This is a genomic window from Listeria monocytogenes, from assembly GCF_041765605.1.
Taxonomy (GTDB): domain Bacteria; phylum Bacillota; class Bacilli; order Lactobacillales; family Listeriaceae; genus Listeria; species Listeria monocytogenes_D.
Genome location: NZ_CP168900.1, coordinates 1,167,364 through 1,191,979, shown reverse-complemented (window position 1 = coordinate 1,191,979; position 24,616 = coordinate 1,167,364). Strand labels below are relative to the sequence as shown.

General features: G+C 39.8%; 31 protein-coding genes and 1 riboswitch. Of the genes, 1 reads left to right on the top strand and 30 read right to left on the bottom strand.

The annotated features are described in order from the left end of the window. Positions 1-24 precede the first annotated feature (24 nt). The 20 genes from AB2Q86_RS06105 to AB2Q86_RS06010 all read right to left on the bottom strand — a co-directional run bounded on the left by AB2Q86_RS06105 (position 25) and on the right by AB2Q86_RS06010 (position 16,870). Entirely contained in the window at positions 25-591 is a 567-nt protein-coding gene (locus AB2Q86_RS06105; RefSeq protein WP_003724741.1) for a cob(I)yrinic acid a,c-diamide adenosyltransferase, read from the bottom strand. Beyond that, a complete protein-coding gene (locus AB2Q86_RS06100) occupies positions 555-2,090 on the bottom strand; it encodes a cobyric acid synthase (protein WP_012581506.1) in 1,536 nt (511 codons plus the stop codon). The genes AB2Q86_RS06105 and AB2Q86_RS06100 overlap by 37 nt, the downstream gene beginning before the upstream one ends. Continuing rightward, entirely contained in the window at positions 2,090-2,896 is an 807-nt protein-coding gene (locus AB2Q86_RS06095; protein WP_012581507.1) for an ATP-binding cassette domain-containing protein, read from the bottom strand. Before AB2Q86_RS06095 ends, AB2Q86_RS06100 begins: the two co-directional genes overlap by 1 nt. Positions 2,897-2,908: 12 nt before the next feature. Next, on the bottom strand, positions 2,909-3,586 hold the full coding sequence (locus tag AB2Q86_RS06090; protein ID WP_003729728.1) for an energy-coupling factor ABC transporter transmembrane protein: 678 nt from the start codon (positions 3,584-3,586) through the stop codon (positions 2,909-2,911). Continuing rightward, the gene (locus AB2Q86_RS06085) at positions 3,573-3,869 is read right to left on the bottom strand and encodes an energy-coupling factor ABC transporter substrate-binding protein (RefSeq protein ID WP_003721603.1); all 297 of its coding nucleotides are present in this window, start codon (positions 3,867-3,869) and stop codon (positions 3,573-3,575) included. The genes AB2Q86_RS06090 and AB2Q86_RS06085 overlap by 14 nt, the downstream gene beginning before the upstream one ends. After that, positions 3,866-4,516, bottom strand: a complete 651-nt coding sequence (locus AB2Q86_RS06080; protein ID WP_003733476.1) for an energy-coupling factor ABC transporter permease — start codon at positions 4,514-4,516, stop codon at positions 3,866-3,868. Before AB2Q86_RS06080 ends, AB2Q86_RS06085 begins: the two co-directional genes overlap by 4 nt. Before the next feature lie 80 nt (positions 4,517-4,596). After that, positions 4,597-5,307 (bottom strand): cobalt-factor II C(20)-methyltransferase, encoded by a 711-nt coding sequence (locus AB2Q86_RS06075; protein WP_003729730.1) that lies wholly within the window; start codon positions 5,305-5,307, stop codon positions 4,597-4,599. Beyond that, positions 5,300-6,085 carry a sirohydrochlorin cobaltochelatase gene (locus AB2Q86_RS06070; RefSeq protein WP_012581509.1) on the bottom strand — a complete coding sequence of 262 codons (786 nt, stop codon included), beginning with the start codon at positions 6,083-6,085 and terminating at the stop codon, positions 5,300-5,302. Before AB2Q86_RS06070 ends, AB2Q86_RS06075 begins: the two co-directional genes overlap by 8 nt. Further along, positions 6,082-7,563, bottom strand: coding sequence for a uroporphyrinogen-III C-methyltransferase (cobA, locus tag AB2Q86_RS06065; protein ID WP_012581510.1), 1,482 nt, complete (start codon positions 7,561-7,563; stop codon positions 6,082-6,084). Before cobA ends, AB2Q86_RS06070 begins: the two co-directional genes overlap by 4 nt. Next, the gene (gene cobK, locus AB2Q86_RS06060) at positions 7,563-8,315 is read right to left on the bottom strand and encodes a precorrin-6A reductase (RefSeq protein WP_012581511.1); all 753 of its coding nucleotides are present in this window, start codon (positions 8,313-8,315) and stop codon (positions 7,563-7,565) included. Before cobK ends, cobA begins: the two co-directional genes overlap by 1 nt. Then, positions 8,312-9,037: a precorrin-3B C(17)-methyltransferase gene (cobJ, locus tag AB2Q86_RS06055; protein WP_012581512.1), complete on the bottom strand. Its 726-nt coding sequence runs from the start codon at positions 9,035-9,037 to the stop codon at positions 8,312-8,314. Before cobJ ends, cobK begins: the two co-directional genes overlap by 4 nt. Beyond that, complete coding sequence (cbiG, locus tag AB2Q86_RS06050) at positions 9,034-10,065, bottom strand: cobalt-precorrin 5A hydrolase (protein WP_012581513.1); 1,032 nt, start codon at positions 10,063-10,065, stop codon at positions 9,034-9,036. Before cbiG ends, cobJ begins: the two co-directional genes overlap by 4 nt. After that, complete coding sequence (locus tag AB2Q86_RS06045) at positions 10,052-10,801, bottom strand: cobalt-precorrin-4 methyltransferase (RefSeq protein ID WP_003724731.1); 750 nt, start codon at positions 10,799-10,801, stop codon at positions 10,052-10,054. The genes cbiG and AB2Q86_RS06045 overlap by 14 nt, the downstream gene beginning before the upstream one ends. Before the next feature lie 5 nt (positions 10,802-10,806). Then, positions 10,807-11,376: a decarboxylating cobalt-precorrin-6B (C(15))-methyltransferase gene (locus tag AB2Q86_RS06040; protein ID WP_012581514.1), complete on the bottom strand. Its 570-nt coding sequence runs from the start codon at positions 11,374-11,376 to the stop codon at positions 10,807-10,809. Continuing rightward, a complete protein-coding gene (locus AB2Q86_RS06035; protein ID WP_012581515.1) occupies positions 11,366-11,962 on the bottom strand; it encodes a cobalt-precorrin-7 (C(5))-methyltransferase in 597 nt (198 codons plus the stop codon). The genes AB2Q86_RS06040 and AB2Q86_RS06035 overlap by 11 nt, the downstream gene beginning before the upstream one ends. Next, on the bottom strand, positions 11,959-13,080 hold the full coding sequence (gene cbiD / locus AB2Q86_RS06030) for a cobalt-precorrin-5B (C(1))-methyltransferase CbiD (RefSeq protein ID WP_012581516.1): 1,122 nt from the start codon (positions 13,078-13,080) through the stop codon (positions 11,959-11,961). The genes AB2Q86_RS06035 and cbiD overlap by 4 nt, the downstream gene beginning before the upstream one ends. A 15-nt stretch (positions 13,081-13,095) precedes the next feature. Further along, positions 13,096-13,728: a cobalt-precorrin-8 methylmutase gene (locus AB2Q86_RS06025; protein WP_012581517.1), complete on the bottom strand. Its 633-nt coding sequence runs from the start codon at positions 13,726-13,728 to the stop codon at positions 13,096-13,098. A 12-nt stretch (positions 13,729-13,740) separates the two neighbouring features. Continuing rightward, the gene (cbiB, locus tag AB2Q86_RS06020; RefSeq protein ID WP_012581518.1) at positions 13,741-14,688 is read right to left on the bottom strand and encodes an adenosylcobinamide-phosphate synthase CbiB; all 948 of its coding nucleotides are present in this window, start codon (positions 14,686-14,688) and stop codon (positions 13,741-13,743) included. Next, positions 14,685-16,043: a cobyrinate a,c-diamide synthase gene (locus AB2Q86_RS06015; protein ID WP_012581519.1), complete on the bottom strand. Its 1,359-nt coding sequence runs from the start codon at positions 16,041-16,043 to the stop codon at positions 14,685-14,687. Before AB2Q86_RS06015 ends, cbiB begins: the two co-directional genes overlap by 4 nt. 161 nt (positions 16,044-16,204) lie before the next feature. Beyond that, a riboswitch (cobalamin riboswitch) is annotated at positions 16,205-16,382 on the bottom strand. Continuing rightward, positions 16,376-16,870, bottom strand: coding sequence for an ECF transporter S component (locus AB2Q86_RS06010; protein WP_003721588.1), 495 nt, complete (start codon positions 16,868-16,870; stop codon positions 16,376-16,378). It overlaps the preceding riboswitch by 7 nt. A 313-nt stretch (positions 16,871-17,183) precedes the next feature. Between AB2Q86_RS06010 and AB2Q86_RS06005 the strand changes: the two genes are divergently transcribed. Beyond that, positions 17,184-17,735, top strand: coding sequence for a helix-turn-helix transcriptional regulator (locus AB2Q86_RS06005; RefSeq protein WP_012581520.1), 552 nt, complete (start codon positions 17,184-17,186; stop codon positions 17,733-17,735). A 39-nt stretch (positions 17,736-17,774) separates the two neighbouring features. On the opposite strand, the gene AB2Q86_RS06000 is transcribed toward AB2Q86_RS06005, so the two are convergent. The 10 genes from AB2Q86_RS06000 to AB2Q86_RS05955 form a co-directional block, all read right to left on the bottom strand. Continuing rightward, complete coding sequence (locus AB2Q86_RS06000; RefSeq protein ID WP_003736359.1) at positions 17,775-18,221, bottom strand: cupin domain-containing protein; 447 nt, start codon at positions 18,219-18,221, stop codon at positions 17,775-17,777. Next, positions 18,214-19,335: an ethanolamine utilization protein EutH gene (gene eutH, locus AB2Q86_RS05995; RefSeq protein ID WP_012581521.1), complete on the bottom strand. Its 1,122-nt coding sequence runs from the start codon at positions 19,333-19,335 to the stop codon at positions 18,214-18,216. Before eutH ends, AB2Q86_RS06000 begins: the two co-directional genes overlap by 8 nt. Before the next feature lie 15 nt (positions 19,336-19,350). Next, positions 19,351-19,896: an ethanolamine utilization microcompartment shell protein gene (locus tag AB2Q86_RS05990; protein ID WP_014589045.1), complete on the bottom strand. Its 546-nt coding sequence runs from the start codon at positions 19,894-19,896 to the stop codon at positions 19,351-19,353. Next, positions 19,889-20,158, bottom strand: coding sequence for a EutN/CcmL family microcompartment protein (locus AB2Q86_RS05985; protein WP_003721582.1), 270 nt, complete (start codon positions 20,156-20,158; stop codon positions 19,889-19,891). Before AB2Q86_RS05985 ends, AB2Q86_RS05990 begins: the two co-directional genes overlap by 8 nt. A 14-nt stretch (positions 20,159-20,172) precedes the next feature. Further along, positions 20,173-20,745 carry a TIGR02536 family ethanolamine utilization protein gene (locus AB2Q86_RS05980; protein WP_014589044.1) on the bottom strand — a complete coding sequence of 191 codons (573 nt, stop codon included), beginning with the start codon at positions 20,743-20,745 and terminating at the stop codon, positions 20,173-20,175. Next, positions 20,742-21,383: an ethanolamine utilization phosphate acetyltransferase EutD gene (gene eutD, locus AB2Q86_RS05975; protein WP_003721580.1), complete on the bottom strand. Its 642-nt coding sequence runs from the start codon at positions 21,381-21,383 to the stop codon at positions 20,742-20,744. Before eutD ends, AB2Q86_RS05980 begins: the two co-directional genes overlap by 4 nt. A 12-nt stretch (positions 21,384-21,395) precedes the next feature. Continuing rightward, positions 21,396-22,151 carry a hypothetical protein gene (locus AB2Q86_RS05970; RefSeq protein ID WP_003724718.1) on the bottom strand — a complete coding sequence of 252 codons (756 nt, stop codon included), beginning with the start codon at positions 22,149-22,151 and terminating at the stop codon, positions 21,396-21,398. A 165-nt stretch (positions 22,152-22,316) separates the two neighbouring features. Continuing rightward, a complete protein-coding gene (locus AB2Q86_RS05965; protein ID WP_003719393.1) occupies positions 22,317-22,601 on the bottom strand; it encodes a BMC domain-containing protein in 285 nt (94 codons plus the stop codon). Between the two features lie 31 nt (positions 22,602-22,632). Then, the gene (locus AB2Q86_RS05960) at positions 22,633-24,093 is read right to left on the bottom strand and encodes an acetaldehyde dehydrogenase (acetylating) (protein ID WP_012581524.1); all 1,461 of its coding nucleotides are present in this window, start codon (positions 24,091-24,093) and stop codon (positions 22,633-22,635) included. Continuing rightward, positions 24,093-24,614, bottom strand: coding sequence for a BMC domain-containing protein (locus tag AB2Q86_RS05955; protein ID WP_012581525.1), 522 nt, complete (start codon positions 24,612-24,614; stop codon positions 24,093-24,095). The genes AB2Q86_RS05960 and AB2Q86_RS05955 overlap by 1 nt, the downstream gene beginning before the upstream one ends. Between the last annotated feature and the right edge of the window lie 2 nt (positions 24,615-24,616).

Here is a 24,616-nt window from a genome sequence, read left to right as displayed (position 1 = left end):
TTTGATGTCTGGAGAGGTTTTTTATTATTTCTTTTTATTGCGGAAAACGAGTTCGGAATTTTTGTAGAAAATGTCTGTTTCACCTGCGCGGTAATTGACGACTCTGGCAACAGCAAAAAAGTAATCCGATAATCGGTTGACGTATTTTAACACTTCTTCGTTACTTGAAGCAATTTTTAACATACCGACGATTTCTCGTTCAGCTCTTCTTGTTACGGTTCTTGCCATATGCAGTAATGAGGCTGCTTGTGTTCCGCCTGGCAAGATAAATTTTTCGATTTCTGGTGGTTCATCGGCATAAATATCAATTCGATCTTCTAACCAAGCAACTGGCTCACTTGTTAATTTATACGCACGTTTGCCTTCCTCTGTTGCAAGATCCCCTCCTGCATCAAATAATTGCTGTTGAATTTGTTCAAGTTCGGCTTGAATTTCTGGTTCAGCCCCAAGTGTTGTTATCGTGTAGCCAATCAGCGAATTAAGTTCATCCAAAGTTCCATATGCATCGATACGGATATTGTCTTTACTTACTTTGCTACCCCCGATAATTCTTGTCATTCCTTTATCGCCGGTTTTTGTGTAGATACGCATATTTTTTCTCCTTTCATGATTTTTTCTAGTTGGTCCATTTGAATATTTGCTTCTAAAAGGGCCGCTAGTTTGTCGTATTCTTGTTCTTTGTGTTCTTTCAGATTAATGATTTCATGCGGATAAATGGATTGGTTTTTGCGCGTTAGTAGTTCGTCAAATAGATTTCCCAAGAAAACATCATTGTCGAAAATACCATGAATATAGGTGCCGATGATATTTTTGTTGGCAGAGATAGCGCCATCTTGGTGGGTTTCTTCGTTTCCGTTCACCGCTTTAATTTTACAAAATGGACTAGTGCTCTCGCCGCGCTTCGTCTCACCCATATGGATTTCGTACCCTTCAACAGCTTCTCCTGAATGCGTCACACCTGTAATTTGAGTAGTGCGCTTTTGCTCGAGAAAAATGGTCTCGGTATCTAGCAAACCAAGTCCGGCTATTTCTAGTTGTCTACTCTCCACTTGATTCGGATCGAGCATTTTTTGACCGAGCATTTGGTAGCCACCACAAATCCCGATTACTTTTCCGGCATTCTCCGCAAAATTTTGAATAGCTTTTTTCAGTCCTGATTCTTCGAGAAATGCCATGTCTTCTAGCGTATTTTTACTGCCTGGAATGATGACTAAATCAGGTTTTCCAAAATCAGCTAGATTTCGTATGTAGCGCAAACTTATTTCCGGTTGGATTTCCAAACTATGAAAGTCTGTAAAGTTCGAAATACGTGGTAAACAAATAATCGCGATATCAAGCAGTGCATTACTATCTGGCGCGTAATTTTTCCCACTTAGAGAAACACTGTCCTCTTCTTCCAGTTGTAGATTGGCATAGGGAATCACACCGATAACCGGGACGTTTGTGAGTTCCTCAATCATATCAATTCCGGGTTGTAAAAGAGCTACATCGCCGCGGAATTTATTGATAATCACACCTTTGATTCGAGCCCGCTCTTCTTCATTTAACAGCATAATGGTGCCGTATATCGAAGCAAAAACGCCACCTTTGTCAATATCAGCAACTAAGACAACTGGGGCATCGACCATTTTTGCCATACCCATATTCACGATATCTCGGTCATTTAAGTTGATTTCTGCTGGGCTTCCAGCACCTTCTAGTACAATAATATCATTTTCATCGGCTAAACTCTGGTAAACTGCCTGGATTTTCGGGATAAGGGTTTGTTTGAAATCGTGGTACGTCACAGCATCCATATTATCTAAAATTGCACCCATAAAAATCACTTGCGACTGCCTGTCATTGGTCGGTTTAAGTAACACGGGATTCATCCGGACATCCGGAAAGACGCCAGCCGCTTCTGCTTGAAAAACTTGCGCGCGTCCCATTTCATCTCCGGTTACTGTTATAAAAGAATTGAGGGACATATTTTGTGATTTAAACGGAACAACTTGCTTGCCTTTATTTTTGAATAGGCGGCATAGGCCTGCAACCAGTACACTTTTCCCGGCATCAGAAGCGGTACCTTGAATCATTATTTGCTTTACCATTAATTAGTCACCTTCCCCGTATGCGCGAAAAAATCGGCTTCTTTTTTGAACAGTGGATAGCCAGCTTGTTGATGTAATTTGATGAGCCAAGGTTGTACTAATCCCGCTCGTTCGATATTACTTTTCTCTAAGAAAACGTTGCTCGTTTCCCCGTCTGTCAAAACGCTTCCGTCCTTCAACATATAGACATAATCACAAATTTCATAAATTAAATCGATATCATGACTGGAAATAAGTATTTTCTTTCCTTGGCTTGCAAGGCGTTCGATGATTTCCATCATGATTTTTTTGCCAATCGGATCAAGACCAGCAGTTGGTTCATCTAAAAGTAACCAATCTGTATCAAGAACAAGAGCACCGGCAATTGCGACACGTTTTTTTTGACCGTAGCTTAAATACTGGACTGGTTTATGCTGAAAGTCCTTTGCCCCAACAATGTCTAACACTTTCGTCACTCGCGCCTCCACTTCACTTTCGCTAACACCTAAATTTCTAAGTGCGAAGGCTACATCATCACGAACATTCGAATAAAAAATTTGTTGGTCTGGATCTTGGAAAACGATGCTCACTTTTTTTCGTAAAGCAAATAATGCTTTTTTCGTATACGCGAGTGGTTTTCCTTCAAAATAAACGGTGCCATCGCTCGGTTTGTTAATTCCAAGTAACTGCATAAAAAGTGTCGATTTACCGGAGCCATTCGCACCAATAAGTCCGATAATATTGCCTTTTTCTAAATCAATTGAAACATCCGTTAAGGCTTGTTTGCCATCTTCGTATTGGAATGAAATATGTTCTGTTTTAAGCAAATTGGCTTCCTCCTAGATATGAAATTCTCCTTGATATAGCTTCACATCAAGTGTTATAACCATTTCATTATATCTTTTCATAACACGATTAAATAAAGTATTTACGAGCATTCCAAATGAACGATAACTATTTTTTATGCCGTGATAACCAAAACGAAGGCTCTGCGCTTTTCGAATTGCCGCCGCTTCCTCTAAGAAAATAAAGATAAAACGGTAAATTAAAATGGTCAGTTCAATCAGTACTTTTGGAATAAAAATTCGCTTCATCACTTTTGTTAATTGTACCACGGGAACGGTCAAGACGAAAAAGTAGGTTGCGGCTAAGCAAGCGATACTCCGGAAAAAGACTTGTGTTGCCGTCGTAATAGTCACGTCTGATACACCAAGATACAAACTCCCAATCGAAATCGAAGCGAGAAAACTGCTTGGATCTTTAGAAATCGAAATGAGAATCGAAAGTAAACTAAAAAGTAGAAATGAAAATGGTAAAAGGAGCCATTTCAAATATTGTTTAAAGTGAATTTTAACGACATAGAGCGTCAATGGTACCATGCAGAAGAACAGTATTGCTTGGACTAGCACTGGGCCAGTTAACGCGAGTATTAGAATCGCGACATAAAATAATGCTTTTAATGATGGCGAAAAAGCTATCCACCGGTTTTGATAAGCATATTTATCAATGGTTAACATCGTTCTCAGCTTTCCGCTTGCCACGACTTACACCAATGACATACGCGATAATTCCTGTTCCGATACAACCTTGAAGCGTAAATAATAAGCTTTCAATTTCGCCACTTTTTGGTTCATAAAGAGGTTCAAACCATGGTTCATAACTTGGATCGATTTTGGTGATTTCCGCCTCTGCTTCCCCATCCGAGCCGCCGTATTCTCCCGTTTTATTGAAGAAGAATGGACTAACCATTAACAATACAACTAATAGAATTAAAATGACATTGATATTTATTTTTTTCATCGTAATTGTGCCACCTTTTCTGGTAAATTTTTGCTAATAAGATTGTACATGACTACCGTTAGCAATCCTTCTGCAATCGCAATTGGAACTTGTGTCACACAGAAAATCGCCATGAACTTCAGAATGGATGCCATCATGCCGGATGCTGGATCTGGGAAAACGACTCCGAGCTGGACGCTGGTGGTTAAGTAGGTTGCTAAGTCAGCTGTCATCGCACATAAGAAAATCGATACACTTTTATTACAGTTTAATTTACGAGCAAGTTTGTATACGACAAAACCAACCATTGGCCCAATAACAGCCATCGACATTGCGTTTGCGCCAAGTGTTGTAATACCGCCGTGTGCAAGTAGTAACGCTTGGAAAAGCAAGACAATCACGCCAAGTACACTAACAACGAGCGGTCCGAACATAACTGTTGCAAGACCTACACCAGTCGGATGAGAACAAGATCCTGTAACGGACGGGATTTTAAGCGCTGAAAGAACGAAGATAAAGGCTGCGCATAGTGCCAACAGTAATTTGTTATTTTTATCTAGGGCAATTAATTTACGAATACGAATTAAGCCAAGTACAAGGAATGGGATAAATACAATGAACCAAAAGACAGCCCATTTAACTGGTAAAAAGCCCTCCATAATATGCATTGCGTGTGCGGATTCTGGATTCGTTAAAGTAAAATAAATAACACCGATTAAAACAAATGGTAGAAACTTCCATAATTTTTTCATTTATATTGCTCCCTTCTTTTTTTCACGATAATCGTGGTAAAGTATGACATTTTTTCTTCTGGATTTATATCTCTCATGCTGTAAGTGATTTTTTCTGTCGCCATGGCAACATCGCTTACTACTACTGCTGCATCAAGTAAATTCAGTTTTTTTAGTAATGTCGTAAGAAGGGGTAAATTACTTGCTGCTTTCATTAAGACAACTGTGTCAAATAAAGTGAGCGCTTGTTCGATTTTTTCAGCACCTGCTGTTACAGGGATGACAGCGAAACTTTCCTCGTCCATTACGAGTGGTAATTCAATCTTGGAGGCGATATTGGAAAAGGACGAAATACCTGCGAGTGTCACTGTTTCAATTTCTCCTTTTAATAATTCGAGTAAATAGCTATAAGTGCTGTAAACCATTGGGTCGCCGAGTGTGATGAAACCAACATCATGCCCGTTTTGAACATCTGCTTTGATTTCTTCGGCGATTTCTTTCCATGCAAGCATTTTTTCTTCTTTGTTGTAACTCATTGGAAAATGGCGTTCTTTAATGATTAATGTATCTTTTAAATAAGGGCTGACGATTTTCTTAGCTAAACTTTCGCCGCCTTTTTTGGGTTGTGGCGTGTAGAGAATTGCTAAATTTCCGAGTCTTTCTGCCGCTTCCATCGTGACTAACTTGCTGTCTCCAGGACCTGTACCAATGCCGTAAAATTTAGCCACGTGCTTTCACCCTTTCTATTGCCGTGTGGATGTGATCGATAAATTGAGCTTGGATAAGCGGATTTTCGCCTAGACCTTGCAAATGACATTCGGTTTGTATGCCTGCTTGTTCCAGCGTGCTTTTCCAAGAATCCTCGTCATCAGAAGCCATATCGTTCGTAGCGTGATCACCTGCTACAAGCATAAACGGCATTAGGTGCGCTTTTTTTATATTTGCTTGTTGTAATCGTTCAATTACTTGGTCAAGACCCGGGTAACTTTCTACCGCACAAAGGTAAATTGGTTCGTTTAACAACATATGGTCAAGGCATGCATAAGCACTGAAAGCATGATGTTTCGACCCGTGTCCCATGAGAATTAACGCTTCTTGTTCTTTTAAAGGTGGCATTTGGTGGCGAATGGCTTCGATTGCTTTTTCGTAATCTTCCATCGAATCAAGTAACGGTTGGCTAACAATAATGGAATCGAAATCCGGCTTGAATTTTTCCACCTGTGCAGTGATTTTTTCAAATTCACCACCACTAATAATATGTAGCGACTGAATAATGACTTCTTTGTAGCCTAATTCCTTTAGTTGGTTTAATGCTTGGCTTGGTGTGTTAATATGCATATTGTCACGAGTTTTTAGTTTTTTGATGATTTTATTGGATGTGAATGCACGAAACACGTTGTAATCTGGAAATTCTTGGGCCACTTTTTTTTCACAGGCTTCAATCGTTTTTTCTCTTGTTTCAGGATAACTTGTGCCAAAACTAACGACTAAAATCGCTTTTTTCATTGTGGTACTCCTTCTAATTTTGTTTTTTGGATTAGTTCAATTAAGCTCTCTGGTGTGGCGCTTTCGGCTTCGATAAAGTTGTTGATACCGAATGATGCTAACGTTGCGCTCGTGAACCTTCCAATGGAAAGAATTGTTTTCGTTTGTAAAATGGCTTTTTCTTCGGTTGTTAGTACGTCGAGTAAATTTTGAACGGAACGCGAACTTGAGAAACAAACTTGTTCAAAGCTTGCAAGGTCAAATGGTCGTTCTGTCACAGGACGCATATCATATAACGGCATCATTTCCATCGCTTCCACTTCTGCTAAAATTGCGTTAACTTCCGACGTATCAACTATGCTTCCGATAATTAAGTTGCTCGCATTTTTCTGTAACCGTGGTAAATGCTCCAAAATTAATTCCGTGCTCCGTCTTTTAATAAAACTATCTGGAATAATTCCTTTTTCACTAAAAGCTTCTTTTGTTTGTTTGCCAATAGCAGTAAGATGGGTATTTTTTAGAGAACGAATATCTAAATCAAGCTTGGTTAAATAGTCGAAAAATCGTTCTACCGCTTCTTTAGATGTGAAAAGAAGTTCGTTTATTTCGATTAGCGCTTCCCTTGTTTTCGTTGGCGCAACATCGACTACTTGAATATTTGGATACATAGTTACTTCTCCGCCCAAATCGCGAATTTGTTCCGCGAGCATACTTTTTCCAGCTCGTGCTCTTGGAAGTAATACTTTTGTATGGAAAAGAGGCATTTCCTCAAAGAAGTTAAGCTGTGGTCGTAAGCTCACCACATCACCAACGACAATAAGTGCCGGCGAAGAAATACCAGACTCCGCTACTTTTTGTTCGATGTTTTGTAAGTTCCCGGTAACCGTTAATTGTTTGCCGCGAGATGCCCATTGTACAATCGCAACACCCGTTTCGGCTTTTCGACCATTTTCTAGTAGGTTCGCACAAATATTAGGTAAATTAGTCATTCCCATTAGGAAAACGAGCGTACCTTCCAGTCTAGCAAGGGCTTCCCAATCTAGTGGATCACGTCCTTTTTTCAAATGTCCAGTAATCACGTGAAAACTCGAAGCAAAATCACGATGGGTTACTGGAATTCCAGCGTAGGCAAGCCCACCAATCGCGGATGTGATTCCAGGAATAACTTCAAATGGAATTCCCGCTTTATAGAGTGTCTCTCCTTCTTCCCCGCCGCGACCAAACACATAAGGGTCTCCTGCTTTTAGACGAACAACCAGCTCATTTGTCGCAGCCTCTCTAACAAGAATTTGTTCGATTTCCTCTTGGGGAATTGGATGATGAAGTGGTTCTTTTCCGACATAAATGAGTTTACAACTAGCTTTTCGTTCTTGGAGCATCGCTGGTTCAACGAGGCGATCGTATACAATAACATCTGCCTTTCGCAGTGCAGCTAAGCCTTTCACGGTTAGCAACTGTGCATCTCCAGGACCTGCACCAATTAACATGACTTTTCCCATTAGTAGACCTCCAATTGAGTTAAAATTTCTGATAGTTCGCTTAAATGATTTATTTCGATTGGATAATTTAATTTTTTACGGCGAATCACAATAACTGGAATATTTAATTCTGCGGCAGCTGCGAGTTTTTCTTGAAAGCCACCTTGTTTTCCACTCTCTTTAGTGATTAATACATCTGCCCCAGTCATTTCTAGTTGTGTTCGGTTCGCTTCTTTGGTGAACGGTCCTTTCATGCCAATGATCTGGTCGGCAACGAGACCTAGTTCTTCGGCTGAACGAATTACATCAGACACTGGTAAAATACGAGCGATGATATGTCGATTGTTTAAACCAGCTACGAATTCTGGTAAATTTTTACTACCAGTTGTAAGAAAAATTCGTTTCCCAAGTTTCATTGCAACTGTACAAGCTTCCTCGATATCTGCTACCAAATAAGTATTATCTGTTTGTTCACTAGTGCGTTCAAAACGAATATAAGGAATGTCTGCTTCTTTGCATGCTTCCATCGCTGTTTCAGAAACAATGGTCGCAAAAGGATGAGTCGCATCAATAACGAGGTGAACATTTTCAGCGTTCCATTTTAGGAGCATTTCTTCTTTTGATAATCTGCCACAAAATACGTTTTCGGCATGTTGTTTCGCTAAAGTTTCTCCGTAATCGGTTGCAACAGAAAGGATAAAGGCTTGCTTTTTTTCCGTTAGCCAGTCACTAATCGCCAAGCTATCCGAAGTTCCTCCTAGCACGAAAATCATAGTGTGTAACCTCGTGGTGTGATCATTTTGCCATTTTTCACGTAGGTTTCTTTGTTTCCTACAATCACCATCGTTGTCATATCCACTAATTCATAATCGATATCTCGCATCGTTGTAATGATTTTTCGCTCTTCTTTTCGACCGACATCTTTCACAATACCAACAACTGTGTCCCCTGATTTATACTCCATCATCTTTTGAAAAGCGTTGGCTAAATGATTGGCGCGGCCTTTACTTCTTGGATTGTAAAAACAGACAACAAAATCGGCCATTGCAGCGTGGGTTAGACGTTTTTCGATTACTTCCCACGGTGTCATTAAATCGCTTAAACTAATATGGCAAAAATCATGCATGATTGGTGCACCGAGAACAGCAGCGGCTCCAATACTTGCAGTAATTCCTGGAATCACTTTGACTTCTAAATTTGGGTTACTTTTTTCTGCGAGTTCTAAAACTAGACCAGCCATACCGTAAATTCCTGCATCGCCACTTGAAACAACGGCTACTTTTTTTCCTGTTAGTGCGATATCAACGGCTTCTTGGCAACGATCGATTTCGCGGCGCATGCCTGTTTTCACTACTTCTTTATCTTTGATTAGCTCTTTGATGAGTTTGATGTACGTTACATAACCAACAATCACCTCCGCGTCTTCTATTGCTTGCAGTGCTTCACCAGTCATTAATCGTTTATCTCCTGGGCCAATTCCGATTACATAAATCATTTTGCCACCTCACTATTTTTAGTTAATTTCCCTGCTGCGAAAGTCACGCCATTTTCAGCAAATCGGCTTGTAACAACGTTTCCGTTACTACCAATATCTGCTGACGATAGGGCGACATTCCCTACTTGAACAGTTTTTTGAACAAAAGCGGATGTTGGATATTTTCCAGCAACTGTTTGTAATTCTTCTGCTGGATGGACAATAAATGGGACACGCCATTTCTCCGCTAAATGAAGAATTGCCGGTTCTTCCGCTTTTAAAGTAATACTATGAATCTCACGGAATGCCCGCGGGTGTATGTTTTCTTGTTCACAAAAATGTGTAAATGCTGCATCTATCGTTTCCGCTGAAACGCCTTTTCTGCAACCGACCCCGAGGATAAATTGCTTAGGTACCAGCTGGATGCGTTCATGTGTCGCCACCTGCAGTTTATTTTTAGTTGAAATGTAAACTTGCGGGCTAACTTCTTCCATTGTAAAACCGCGCGTATCTATTTCTAGTGGCTCATCGATGTACAAACCAACTTCTTTTCCTGCTGCAAGTAAACCATTGATGCGTTTCGTTGTTGCTTTAAAATCAGGTAGATAACCATTTAGTTCTTTGGCAATGTTATCAATGGCAGCTACATTCGCGCGGTCTGTTGCGGTTGTAATTACTGCCGCACCGCCAGTTATCGCAGCGATTTGTTCGGTTAGTTCATTTGCGCCACCAACATGTCCTGAAAGCAAGCTGATAATAAATTTCCCATGTTCATCCATGACAAGTACTGCTGGATCTGACAGCTTATCTTCTATCACTGGAGCAAGTGTCCGAACCGCAATTCCAGTCGCCATAATACAAATCAATGCTTGATATTTCGTGAAAATTTCGCGCATCGCTGTTCCAAAATCCGGCGTTAAAGAATTCGTTAGCTCATTGCAATGCTTTTCTGGTACAAAAATCGTAGCTGCTACCTTTTTTGTTAACGTTACTGCTAAATCGCGACCACGTTCTGTGACAGCAATAATCGCCAGTTTATCTATATTCATGTTTGAAATCCTTGTCGTATAGCTTAGAATAATAAAACTCTTCTCCAAGGAAATCCCCGACCATAATAAGTGCCGTTTTCGTAATTCCGGCTTCTGTTACTTTTTCTGCGATATCTTCTAACGTGCCGGTTACTTTCTTTTCTTCCGCCCAAGTCGCTTTGTAAATGACAGCTGCTGGGGTTTCTGGTTTATAACCGCCTTTAATTAATTCAGAAACGACTTTTCTAATACCTTGAACGGACAAGAAAATTACCATTGAAGTTTGGTGTGCCGCGTATGAACGAAGAGATTCGCGCGATGGTACTGGAGTTCTGCCAGCCATTCGGGTAATAATTACACTCTGACTTACTTCAGGAACTGTATACTCCACTCCAAAACTGCTTGCCGCGCCAAGGAATGAGCTCACGCCCGGTGTACAAGTGAAGGGAATCGAACGTTTTTTCATTTCCTCGACCTGTTCACGAATCGAACCATAAATAGAAAAGTCTCCGGTTTGCAAACGAACCACTTCTTTACCAGCAGTCACGCCCGCTTCCATACAGTCAATGATTTCGATTAAATTCATACTTGCACTATTATGGATTTCGCAGTCTGGTTTACAATATTCTAGCAACTCCGGGTTTACGAGCGACCCTGCATAAATAACGACATCCGCCTCTTTTAATAATTGATATCCTTTTAAGGTAATTAACTCTTTATCTCCTGGTCCTGCTCCGACGAAATGTACTTCTGCCATTTTCTTCACTCCTCTAGTTTTTTACAGCCGATAATGACGGTTGGATTTTGTGGTTCAAAATAATGACCTGCTCCAAGTTTATGCCAACTCGAAACTTGGATTTGTTTCATCGTTAATTCGTTCACTGTTAATTTTTCCAAATGGTTCATTGCAGTTAACGCATTTTCAAGCAAAATAAAATTAAGTACCAAACTGCCTCTCGGGTTCAAATGTGCCAACGACCAGTCGATAATATCGGTTAAATTGCCACCACTTCCACCAATAAAAATAGCATCAAAGGTTTCCTTTTCAGGCAATTCAATTGGCGCGTATGCTTCGATAACTGTTACATTTTCTAATCCAAATTTCGCTTGATTTTGTTTAATTAAATCCACTGCATCTGGTTTTCGTTCAATCGCAGTAACTTGGATTTTCGGGAAATTACAAGCAACTTGAAGACCAACGCTCCCAGTTCCCGCACCAACATCTAGTAATTTCTTTGATGTCTCATTTAAGTTAAGTAAATCAATGCTTGCTGCTCGTACTTCTGCTTTTGTCATCGGTACTTTTCCACGAATAAAAACCTCATCCTTCATCTACAATCACCACTACATTCATATCGTATTTTTTTGCTACTTGTTCTGGTTTCAACTTATGAATTCGTTCCTCTTTTGAACTCAAATTTTCTCCAATAAATAGGATTTTTTTTAAGCCACGTTGTAAAATTTCAGCAGCGATTTCATACGGACCAATGATTGTATCTGTTACCATCGCGACTTTTTCGTGTTGTAACAAGAAGTCGAAGTTTGGCTTTTTACCGTGGCTACTCGTAATAAAACAGTTATTCATCGGTAATTGAATTCGATGAAACATCATTTGAATCGCACTAATTCCCGGAACAATCCGGATATCTTCTGAAAAATTTGCCAGCGCCCAGTTGCCAATCCCATATAATAGTGGATCTCCGGAAGCTAGAATAACCACGTTTTTGTTTTGATGCGGGATGTTTTTCAAATCTGCTAGTTTTTTTGGCAAAAGCATTGGCGTTGCTGTCGTTAGTTCTGCGATTTCTTGTAATTGTCTTGTTGACCCATACACTATTTCGGCGGTATTTAACGCTTGTTTTGCTTCGTTTATTAGCAAATTTGTATCTCCTGGTCCAATTCCAACTACTGTAATCATCGCCATTCCTCCCGGAGTACATCGATATCTTTCGTTGCAGCAAGCAACCCACGTTCGGTCGAAAAAGTAACTACATCGACTTCTACACTCGGTTTCGTGAATTTCAAAAATCGTTCTGATCTTGCTTTGATTTTTTGCACAATGACGTCATATACTTGGGTAAAGCCAGCTTCTTCAATGAATTCGCCTGCTGCCTCTGTCGTATTGCACTTCTCTACTGCTTGTAAAAGCGATAGCGGCGCACCGAGCAAAGCTAAATTAGCGACTAAAATTTCCGCCCGCGCATCTGCATCTTTACTGTACGTCGTAAAAATCCCTGCTGAAACCTTCACCAATTTGCCAAAATGACCAACCATTAGCACTTTTTTGAAAGCTAGACGCTGTGTTTCTTTTAACATATAACCAACGAAATTACTCATGGAAACAATATTTCCGCTTGAAAAACCAAGCGTATTTTGAACAAAATCATCCCCGTAATTACCGGGAACAAGAATAATTTGGTCGAGACCTTGATTACGTTTCATTTCAAGTTCCATTGATAATGATTTTTTCCAGCCTTCATCCGACATCGGCGTAACAATGCCCGTCGTTCCTAAAATAGAAATTCCACCGATAATTCCTAAATTGCTATTCATGGTTCGTTTCGCGCGCTCTTCTCCTTCTGGTGCGTAGACTAATATCTTTGCACCACGATTTTCGCCAAGTGATTCGCGCACGGTTGCTAAAATATTTTTCCGCGGTGCCGGATTAATCGCCGCTTCTCCTACTGCCACAGAAATTCCTTTTTGCGTAGCGCGACCGATACCAACACCACCATCTAATACGACTTCCGCGTTATCGGTTAAATCAACATCTACAAAAATCCACATTCCGTGTGTCGCATCAATATCATCGCCACCATCTTTTTGAACCGCTGCTGTGGCTTTGTCTTTCGAAAACTTTTGGTACGCCACGGGGATTTCCAGAATCGTTCCGCCAGTAGTTGTGACTTGTACTGCACTCACTTCTTCTTGCGTTAGAATCATTTCCACACAAGCTTTAGCAGCCGCAGCCGCACATGTACCAGTCGTATAGCCTTTACGGTATTTTTTGCCATTATAATAAATAAAATCTTCCATTACTCGTCGCCTTCTTTACATCGTAATCAAGATTGCATTAATGATCGCTGCAGCAAGATTACTACCGCCTTTTCTACCGCGTGCGACAATGGCTGGGATATCTGTTTCTAAAATCTCCTCTTTACATTCAGCCGCTCCGACAAAACCAACCGGTACTGCCACTACTGCATCTGCTTGCAATTGCCCACTTTCTGTCATCTCGATAATTTTATACACCGCAGTTGGCGCATTTCCGAGGACAAATAGTTTCGGTCCATCTTTTAAAGAAGCGAGTTTAATTCCAGCCATAGAGCGTGTAATCCCATGCTGTTTGGCAATCTCCATCGTCTCTGGGTCACTCACATAACAATGATATTTACACCCAAGTTCATCTAAAAGTCGTTTATTAATTCCACTAAGTGCCATATTCGTATCCGTGAAAATAGTTCCTTTATTTTGAAGAACATGAATGATTTTCGCGATGGCATCTTGTTGAAAAACGAGGCTGTCTAAGTAATCAAAATCTGCTGTCGTATGTATTGCACGCTTGATAATCGCTTCCTCTAACTTGTTTTGAAATGTGTAATCTGGACGAATATCATCAATAATTTGTTGAATGATTTCAAAGCTTTTCTCTTCAATTTTAGCTGGATTCTTAATATAGTTCATCTTGCCACTCCTTTAAAATAATAGTAGGTAAATACTTGCAAACATGATAAAAGCGATTGTTGAAGCCATGTATAGCAAATGAATCGTTTGGCTAATTTCTTTTTCTGAAACGGGTTTAGTTCCACTTCCAATGGTTGGTTTAACAACTGTTTCACCGAAGTACTCATGCGTTCCACCAAGCGTGATCTGAAGCGCACCTGCTACTGCACCTTCAGGATAAGCGCAATTAGGACTCGTATGATTTTTCCGATCTCGAAGCCCGATTTGCCAAGAAGCACGTCCGTCATACCTTAAAATAAAACTTGCAATGACAAGGAAAAACCAAGCTAATCTTGCTGGGATAAAATTGGCAATGTCATCCATTTTCGCGGAAACAAAACCAATTGCGCGGTATTTTTCGTTTTTATAACCGACCATCGAATCCAGTGTATTAACTGCTTTATACATCAAAGCAAGCACCGGCCCACCAATGAATAAGTAAAAAAGTGGTGCGATAACGCCATCCGCTGTATTTTCCGCCACTGTCTCTATCGTTGCTTTACTAATTTCTTCTGCGGTTAACTTATCTGTATCCCGACCAACAATCATCCCCACTTGCACTCTTGCAGCAGCCAAATCCCCGTCCGCCAAGGTCCGCTGTATTTTCCGAGCCTCTTTCGCAAGGCAAGTCATCGCAAGCGTCGTATAGCCTAAGTAAACAAAAACAGCTACGTAAAGCCAGTAAGCAATTTTGGCACTAAGAAATAGAATGAACCAGGATACAACTCCGGTCATACCAACCGTGAGAACAAATAGCAATCCCCCGGCAAAATACAGTGATTTACCATGAAAGATTTTTCGTAAAATAATAGTCAACCACTTAATCAAGTTGCCGATCGCTTTAATAGGATGCGGCCAGCTATATGGATCACCTAATAAGCAATCTAAAATGAATGATGACGTATAAAATAACAATATCATCGCTCTATCGCTCCAAACATATGCGTTATTATCGATAGATTTTGATAGAAATGGATATGCAGGTAACTAGCGAACGTATTACCTTTTTGATAACCGCCGTGCCATTCTTTGACAATTTCGCCATCCCGCTTTTTCGTTAATTTCATACGTGTTGGTTCGTTCGTTTCAAAAACAGAATGATGAAATTCATGACCGCGAATAGCTGTCCCTTTTTTACCAAGTAGTGTGTCTTCTAAAGGTTCCGCGATACAGTAGCCAAACTTCCGAAGCCGCGTTGTCATCTTACTAACCCCATCAAAAACCCCTACCATTTCATAGGATTCAGCTTCCATTTCTAAACTCGAACCAAGATACATCAATCCGCCACACTCGGCATATATTGGCTTGCCTTGTTCATGCGCCGCCAAAATCGATTCGCGCATTGACTTGTTCTTCGCTAGCTGTTCCGCAAAAACCTCCGGAAATCCACCACCGATATAAATAAAATCAGCGTCCGGGACTTCCCTTTCTTCTAGCGGGCTAAACGGAATCAGTGTGGCTCCAGTTGAACGAATAAAATCCAAGTTATCTTGATAGTAAAAATGAAATGCGGCGTCGAGAGCATAAGCAACGCGCATTCCCGAAAAGTCCGGTACTTGTATTTCTGGTGGGTGTACGGTCAAATTCGCACCAGTCTTACTAATCGCCAACAACCTATCTAAATCAACATGTTCCGCAATCAAATCACCAAGTAACTCCCATTTCGTTTCTAATTCCGTCATTTCCTCTTTTGGGACTAATCCGAGATGACGTTCTGGAAGTGCCACCGCCGCATTTTTCGGCAAATACCCTAAAACAGGTACATCCGTATAACGTTCAATCGCCCCTTTTATCAATGAAAAATGGTTTTCTGAAGCAACGCGATTAATAATCACCCCAGCAATGGTTAATTCCGGATCAAAACGATTAAATCCATCCACAATTGCCGCCGCAGAAGTGGATATCGCTTTACCATCCACGACTAAAATTACAGGCGTTTTCGTGCATTTAGCAATAAAAGATGTACTCGAATTATCACGATCAATACCAAGCCCATCAAACAGCCCCATTACACCTTCAATCACCGAAATATCAGCTGATTGCCCGTGTTTTTCAAAAAGAGCAGCGAGCATAGCATCATCATCAATCAGAAAGCTGTCTAAATTAATGGATGCAACGCCTGTTATCGCTTGATGATAATTTGTATCAATATAATCAGGACCTACTTTAAATGGTTGAACACGCAAGCCTCTTTTTTTAAGTGCATGCATAATGCCAAGCGTGACAGTCGTTTTACCAGTCCCACTTGATGCAGCCGCAATTAAGATTTTGTTCATCTTTTTTCACCTTTCATTTTAGCCATAAAAAAAGACGCCAAACAGAACTTTGGCGTCTTTTTGAGATTTACGCAAATAAGCTATTTCCTTGTAGCACAAAGAAACTTTCCCATCGTGAAAATCTACTTAATCAAGACAACTCGCTCCCTTAGAAGTTGTTTTTGGATATCGAATATAAAAGCGGTCTCCTGACTTAACATCATCCTACTCACCAGTCTTCCCGGAATTGCTTCCAGTGACATATGTTTGGTTTTCGTCCGTATTACAGTAGCTAGGGCCTGTAGAGGATTTTCACCTCTTTCCCGGATTAATATATTCACCTATTTAGTTGTTTAGTACCCGGCAATTCGTCTTTTCCAGCGTTCTGGCAATACTTGGTAAACGACTTCTGCGACAAAAATGTTGCAAACCGAACCAATTGCGAGCACTGGGAATAAAACAAACACCGCTTGATGCATTAATGGATAAAGTGCAAGTAATGATAATGGACAATTAAAAACAAAAGCAACTACACTAGATACACTAATTGCAAGTAGTTGATTTTTTTCAGCTAGTTTTTGGCGCGTAAACCCGTAAGCTATCATCGTTACGCCCATCATTCCAGCAACAATCAAATGAATTGGTAGTGTGAGCGGAAAACCCGCCAGTAATGCTGATGTTAAATGACCGAAAATCCCAAGCACTGCGCCGTACATCGGACCAAGCAGCAATGTTCCAATAAAAGCTGGAGCTGCGTCAAATGCAACAGAACCCATTAATTTTATGTTCGCGCCAATTACACACATCGCAATCAACATCGCACATAAGACTAATTTTTGAATTTTCAATTGAAAAGATCACCCTCTCATGAAAGCGTTATTTCCATTTCATTATATCCCTGTTAAACCACTGGTACAAGGTCACTTAGAGCACTGAAAACAAAATAGTGCAAGCTTTTAAAATCCCTTTTTTTCTGTTTTATATGGCAAAAATAGCCACCAGTGTGAACTTTTTCTCAATTTCTATTTTTGAGATTTAAAAAATGACAATATTTTGTTATAAAAAAGAATTTATTGTTCTATTTAAAATGCAGGATTAAACGTTATTTAAAGCGATTTTATGGTATAATTAGTGCAAGTAGAAAAGGAGGAGGAATTGCATTTGGAAAAAGAAAAAGTAATCAATATTCAACCACTTATGACGAATCAAGTTGAAAATCAATTTACACAACAAATTCAGGAAGACTTTCATAAAAAAAATCCAGATCACTCCGCCCTACTTCATTCTCTTGAAACAGTTGAAGTGCTAGATGTTCTAAGCGATTATTACTCTGCACATGAAAAACAAAAACAACCTAAAAAAGAAACTACGAGTGCCAACAAAACTGGTGGAGAGCATAAAGAAATCAAACAAGCGATTCGTTACATTAAAAAAAATATTCATCGCTCCATCACATTAGAAGAAGTTGCTAATTACGTCTATCTAAGCCCCTTTTATTTAAGTAAATTATTTAAAAACGAATTAAACATCAATTTTATCAATTACGTCAATGAACAAAAAATGCTCTATGCGAAAGAACAACTAGAAAAAAGCGATTGGGCAGTTCATACGATTGCGAAGAACTTGGGTTTTTCAAGAGCGAGTTACTTTTGCAAAGTCTTTAAAAAAGAATTCGATATGACACCAAAAGAATATCGCGACTCCTTAAAATAAAAAACGATTTCAGCCTAAGCCGAAATCGTTTTTTTATTATTATTGTGACTGCCAATCAGCCGGATAAGTAACATAAATAAATCTTGCTTCACCAGTTACGGAGAACTTGATTTGGCTACCTTTAGGAATGAAAATAATTTCTCCTGGACCTGCGGAAACAGTTCTGCCATCAATAACAACATCTAGTCTGCCTTCGATAACGTAATCTACTTCATCATAATCCAAGAACCAATCGAATGTTGTATCTTTCATTTCCATTAGACCAAAACCTAGACGTTGACTTTCTTCTAGCGTTACTAAGTCTTTTGTATAAACAACATCGCCTGGCTTTCCTGTATCTAATCGATCTTCTTCTGAAACTTTCACTACAGGAAGTTTAATCGATAGAATACCACTTGGATCAACGTGTTTGGAACTTTGGCCCATTTTTTCTAAAACAACTTGTTTGACCAATTGTTCGATTAATTCTTTACTAATATCAGCCATTATCTTTCACCGCCGTTTGTTCTTTTGTTTTATTTTTTTTCATCATTCGGTTAGCCATGTAGATACCAACACCAACAGCAGTTACCCCTCCGACTAATTTCCCAACAATCATTGGGAAGATCATATCTTTAGCAACACCAGCCGTAAAGCCTAGATGATCACCTAAAACAAAGGCCGCAGATACTGCAAAAGCAACGTTAATAATTTTACCGCGCTCATCCATATCTTTCAGCATTTGGAACATTGGGATACTATTTGCAAGTGTAGCAACCATGCCAGCTGCCGCAACTTCATTCATACCAAGTAATTTACCCATTTTCATCAGTGGCTTGTTGAAAACTTTCGTAATAACGAATACTAAACAGAATGCTCCAGCAAGTACTAGTGCAATTCCACCTACGATTTCAATACCTTCACCAATTGGTGCAATTCCTGGAATAATAGTTAAACCAGTAAGTTGTTGAATAGCTCCTGCTACAAGACCGATAGTAGCAACGATTACTACCCCTTTTCCAAAAATCGTGAAGCCTTTAATCATGCCTTCTGGTTTGAACCAAAGACCTAACATAATAAGTGCAGCTACAAGAATAATTGGTACTAAGTTTTTGAAAATCATGATTGGAGAGAAACCAGCAATCAGACCACCGATTAAACAACCGATTGGAATCGTGATAATCCCAGATAATACCCCAGTTGCTAAATATTTATGATCTTCTTTTTTAATAATTCCTAGTGCTACTGGAATCGTGAAAACAATAGTAGGTCCCATCATGGACCCTAGAATAGCTCCCGCAAATAGACCAGCATCAGGTGTTAGCGCTAGTTCTTGAGCTAGTGCGAAACCACCCATATCATTCGCAAGTAATGTTGTTGCAAACATTGCCGGGTCAGCCCCAAGCGCCGTATAAATTGGTACAACAATCGGGCTTAAAATTTTCGCTAAAACTGGCGCTAATGTAATGATACCGACCATTGCTAGAGTTAGCGATCCCATTGCCATAATACCTTCTTCAAATTGTGCACCTAAGCCAAATTTGTTGCCGATAATTTTGTCAATGGCTCCTAGAATCATAAAGATTACCATTAAATAAATAATAATTTCATTAATGCTCAAAAGTGTTCCTCCATTCTATAGATAGCGTTTTAAAAGTTCATCAGGAGAAGGAATGACCGTATGATGTATCACCTTTTTTGGTTCGGCGGTTTCGATTAGAATCCGCATCCCTTCTTGAATAGCACTAACTTCCCCTGTAAAAACAGCCACAAATTTTCCACCAATCGAAGCACCGAGCGTCATCCGTTTCAAATGTATAGCTGATTTTTTCAGCGCTTCATTCACTGCATTTAACCCAGCACCTAACTGACTGATTTCGATAATTCCTACTGCGTCCACTTCGACTTTAGGGTGTTTATTGTTTAGAAAAGCAAGTATTTCTTCGTGCGCCATATGCAAAATATAAGAAGAAACATGAAATTTGCCAGCTTCTTCTTTTGCATCTTGCATCGCACTAGTAAGTTCACCGGAAGCGCCTTGCAAAATAATCAAAAATTTACCAGGACATGTCGGACGAAAAGTAAATAAAGTTACATTGCCTGCTTTCAAGAAAACATCGGCCATTTCGTACCCTTTACTTATACTCCTGAGTTCAAGAATACCTAAGGACTGTTCAGCCATAACGTTCTACCGAGTCGATAATGCCGACGATACATGCGTCCACTGGGATCGTGTTGTCCCCAGTGGATGCTCGTGCTGCGCTACCAGTTGTAACAAGCACAAGGTCGCCGTTTCCTGCTCCGGCATTATCAGCTGCCACTATGGAATGTCTTACATCTTCCGTTTCATCGGTACAAATCTCTACTAGTAGTAGTTTTAAACCATTCAGTTTTTCGTCTTTTCTTGTTGCCCATAAACTCCCGGTAACTTTTCCAATTTGCATGCCGCTCTTCCTTCCTAACTTTCTTTAATGCTAATTCGTTTTTCCTGTAAGTAATCTTTTGCAAGTGGTGTTAAGAAACTTCCTTTAGGCAAAATGAATTCGCTTTTGTTCTTAGTAAGTTTTTCAACATCCTGTTCGGTGATGACTTTACTTTCTTTGGTCTCTTTTACCGGACTTTCGATAAATTCGACACCAAATCGGCTCAGTTTCTCCTCATATTCTTGAAAAAGTTGTCTGATACCATATTTAGCGGAACGTTTGTAAGCATGCGCTTTGATGCCACTCTTCATTATCCAAGTAGGCCGCCCTGCTAAAAGGTGATCTGTAATAAATTGTTCTTTTTTATTCATCGGTGCAAACAAACTTATTCGAGCTAATTCAGCGATATCCAATTCTTCCAGTAGTAAAATGTCACATTCGCGTTCAGAACGATCATAAAGCGAAACTTGATATTCTTTTAGATAACACTGTCTGAGAGTGTGTTCTGAATCTTGTCCCATGATAATCATTTTTTTCTCTGGAAGTTGTAATCGTCTCATGACTTCCTCGGTGACAGCTTTTATGAGTGCTTCTAGTTCCATACTCATTTAGCCTTTGTTTTCTTGATTATTTGACCTCGAATTCCCTTTTTAAAACCACATGCGTTGGCTTCGTCATAATCAATGTGCATATATGTAGCAAAATCAGGGCTAATCCGAACAACAACATCATCAAAAATTAGTGGTCTGTCACCGTTAATTTTCACTTGAACAATTTCACTTTGGGATACTTGTTGTTTTTCTGCATCAGCAGGCGTCATATGAATATGGCGTTTTGCAACAATAAGTCCTTCTGATAATTGAACACTGTTTTTTGCGGATAATAGTAAAATTCCTGGTGTCCCTGCTATGTCTCCACTTTCACGAACCGGTGCTTTAATTCCAAGCGCCGTACCATCTGTGGAGCTTATTTCTACTTGTGTTTTTTTACGAATTGGGCCTAAAATTACAACGTTATGAATAACGCTTTTTGGTCCAACGATGCTAATTCTTTCTTTACAAACATATTGACCTGGTTGAGATAGGTCACGGAAATGAGTAAGTTCATACCCAGGTCCAAATAGTGCATCGACTGTTTCACGATCTAAATGAACGTGGCGGCCGGATGCTTCTACTTCTACGCCAGTTTCAAGTAACGCGCGGCGAGTGACTTCTTCAATAAGGCTTGTTATTAACTCATTATTCATGAATAAGCCTCCTTACTTTTTATATTCACCTGTTCTCACGCGGAACATTAGTATCCAGAATAAACTAGACAATCGGTTAAGCGCTTGAATGATGTCTGGTCGCTTAATGGAATAATCAGCTTCCTTAAATGCTAAAAAGGCAGCTAATTCCGTTTCGCGGACCATCGTTCTTATTTTGTTTAATCGAATGACCGCATTCCCCATCGTGTAATCAGGCATAAAATGTGTCATTTGATAGTATTTTTTCGGATTATGACTACGTTCCCGCAGTTCTTTTTCATCCATTCCAAGCAAATGAACTGATTCGATTTGCTCGTTTAAAACTTCCGATCGTACAATATTTCTTACAAAGGTGAGGATTTCTTGTAAATCTTCCGCAAGATCTTTAAACTCAGCTGCAACGGAACATTGGGTTTCCAGAATTTCAGCTTCCAGTGTATCTAATTTTCCGCGGAAAGCGATTTGTGGATGGTCTTTAAACACAAGCAGGTTACCACGCAAATGCGTCATATGTTCAGGCTTCTCATCTAATGCTCCACCATAAATCGTTTGGAATTTTGCTCTAGTAGTTTCTTTTTTCACTGGCTCCACTACTACTTTTGTTTCTGCAATTTCATCAATATAATGAAGGTCAATTTTCTTTTCAGACAAGAAACTCTTCGCTGAAGGTGTGATAATTGTGCCTTTTTTTATATCAAGTTTTTTAGTTGTTTTTAAATCGGTGTGTAAATAGGCTTTTCGTAACTCATCTTCTGTCAAAATAGCCAAAGAACCACATCCTTTTGTCCCATTTACAATTGGTGTTAGTAATGTTGGGAAGCTTTGTATTGCTTAAATCTGGTAAAAAGCGAAAGTTTCGGGCAATTTCCGAGTCTGATGGAACCCTTTTGCCTTACGCTCACGCTTTTTCCTGATTTATGTTAAAAGTTATTCTTATTCAGCGCTTTTTGGTAGAATTGCGTCTACTTCGCTGTGTGGACGTGGGATTACGTGTACAGATAGTAATTCACCAACGCGTTCTGCTGCTGCTGCGCCTGCATCTGTTGCTGCTTTAACTGCGCCAACATCGCCGCGAACCATAACTGTTACTAGACCGCCACCAACTTGTTCTTTACCCATAAGTGTTACGTTAGCTGCTTTCACCATTGCGTCTGCTGCTTCTACTGCTCCTACTAAACCTTTAGTTTCGATCATACCTAATGCGTTTGCGTTTGCCATTTTAAAATTCCTCCAATTAGTGTTTTATTTTTTATTTTAATTCTGCTAAAACTTTTTCGACTAAACTTTGGATGAGTGCGTCTGCATCAACCGGAAGTTCAGATGTTGCTTGGTTTTCTTCTTTACGAATATCTTCTAACTCTAAAACGCCAGTAGCGATGCGACGAATGTTGAAAAGATTTTCAGGTCCGATATTATCAGATGATGAACTTCCTCCAACTGCCCCACAACCAAGTGTTAAAGCAGGTACAAGATTTGTTGTTGCGCCAATTCCGCCAAGTGCTCCTGGTGTATTAACTAAGAGACGGGAAACTGGTTTTTTCAGCGCGAATTCGCGGATGATTTCTTTATCTTCAGAGTGGATGATTAAAGTATGTCCAGCTCCTTCATGATAAAGAATATCCATGCTAAGTTCGCAAGCTTCTTGCCAAGTTTCGGCTGTATAGAAAGCCAAGATTGGAGCTAATTTTTCTCTTGAATAAGGGATTTTAGCGCCAACTTTTGTTTCTTCAGCGATAAGTACTCTTGCGTCAGCTGGAACAGTTAGACCAGCAAGGTTAGCGATATGTTGCACGCTTTTACCTACGATTGCTGGATTCATCGAACCATTTGGACGTAAGATGAATTTACCAAGTTGAACAGCTTCTGCATCTGATAAGAAGTGTGCTCCTTGTTTTCTAAATTCAGCAATGACAGCTTCTTTATTCACACGTTCAACAACGACAGATTGCTCAGATGCGCAAATTGTTCCGTTATCGAATGTTTTGGAATCAAGAATATGTTTCACTGCGCGAGGAATGTTAGCACTGCGTTCGATAAATGCTGGGCCATTACCTGGGCCAACTCCAATTGCTGGAGTACCAGATGAATAAGCCGCTTTTACCATTGCAGAACCACCTGTTGCAAGGATAACTGCTGTATCTTTGTGTTTCATCAGTTGATCTGTTCCTTGGATTGTTGGAACAGTCATACAGCTGATAGCGCCTTTTGGACACCCAGCTTTTTCTGCTGCTTCACTAATAATTCTTACTGTTTCAAGAATCGCTTTTAGTGCGTTTGGATGTGGAGAAAATACGATACTATTTCCGGCTTTAATGGAAATAAGTGTTTTGTAAATAACAGTGGATGTAGGGTTTGTAGAAGGAATTAAACCTGCTACTACGCCAAGTGGAACTGCAACCTCCATTACTTTCTTTTCGTTATCTTCTTTTAACATACCAATGGTTTTCATATCTTTGATGTAATTGTAAACATGTTTCGACGCAAAGACGTTTTTGATTACTTTGTCTTGCCAAATTCCGAAACCAGTTTCTTCATGGGCCATTTTTGCGAGTTTTTCGCGAGCATCATAACCGGCATCAGCTATTGCTTTTACAATTGTATCAATTTGTTGTTGGCTCATTGCAGCAAGTTCTTTTTGTGCTTTGTTAGCTGAGTCAATGAGGTTACGAACTTCTTGGATTGAGCGTAAATCTTTATCTTCTAGTGCCACTAGTTTTCACTCCTTCCATAAATGTCTTTTAGTGCGTGAACAAGTTTATCCTTGTTCGCATATTTAATCTTGCTCTTTGGAATAGGCACATTATCTAATGTGTAAGCAAGTTTCCTTAGATCAATAACTTTCATTGCGCGAAGTTTTTTCTCTGTACTTTTCGTGTTTGTTTTCACTTCTACGACTTGTTGCATAACTTCTTTTGGTTCTTCTTGTTTGACTTCTTTTGGTTGTGGTTTAACTTCTTCTTGAGGAACAAAAAGTGCTTTTGTATCTTCGCTCATTCTTGCGATAACATGGCTTGATACTAAACAACCTAAGTCTTCTGTTGCAGCTTTCCCTGCTTCGATAGCTGCATTTACTGCACCTACATCACCAGTTAATTCAACCGTAGTTAAACCGCCGCTAATGACTTCACATTGAATCAGTTCGACATTTGCTGCTTTTAAACAAGTATCGGCAGCAACAACAGCACCAAGAAAACCTGTGACTTCAATTAAACCAAGCGCTTCATTTGGCATTT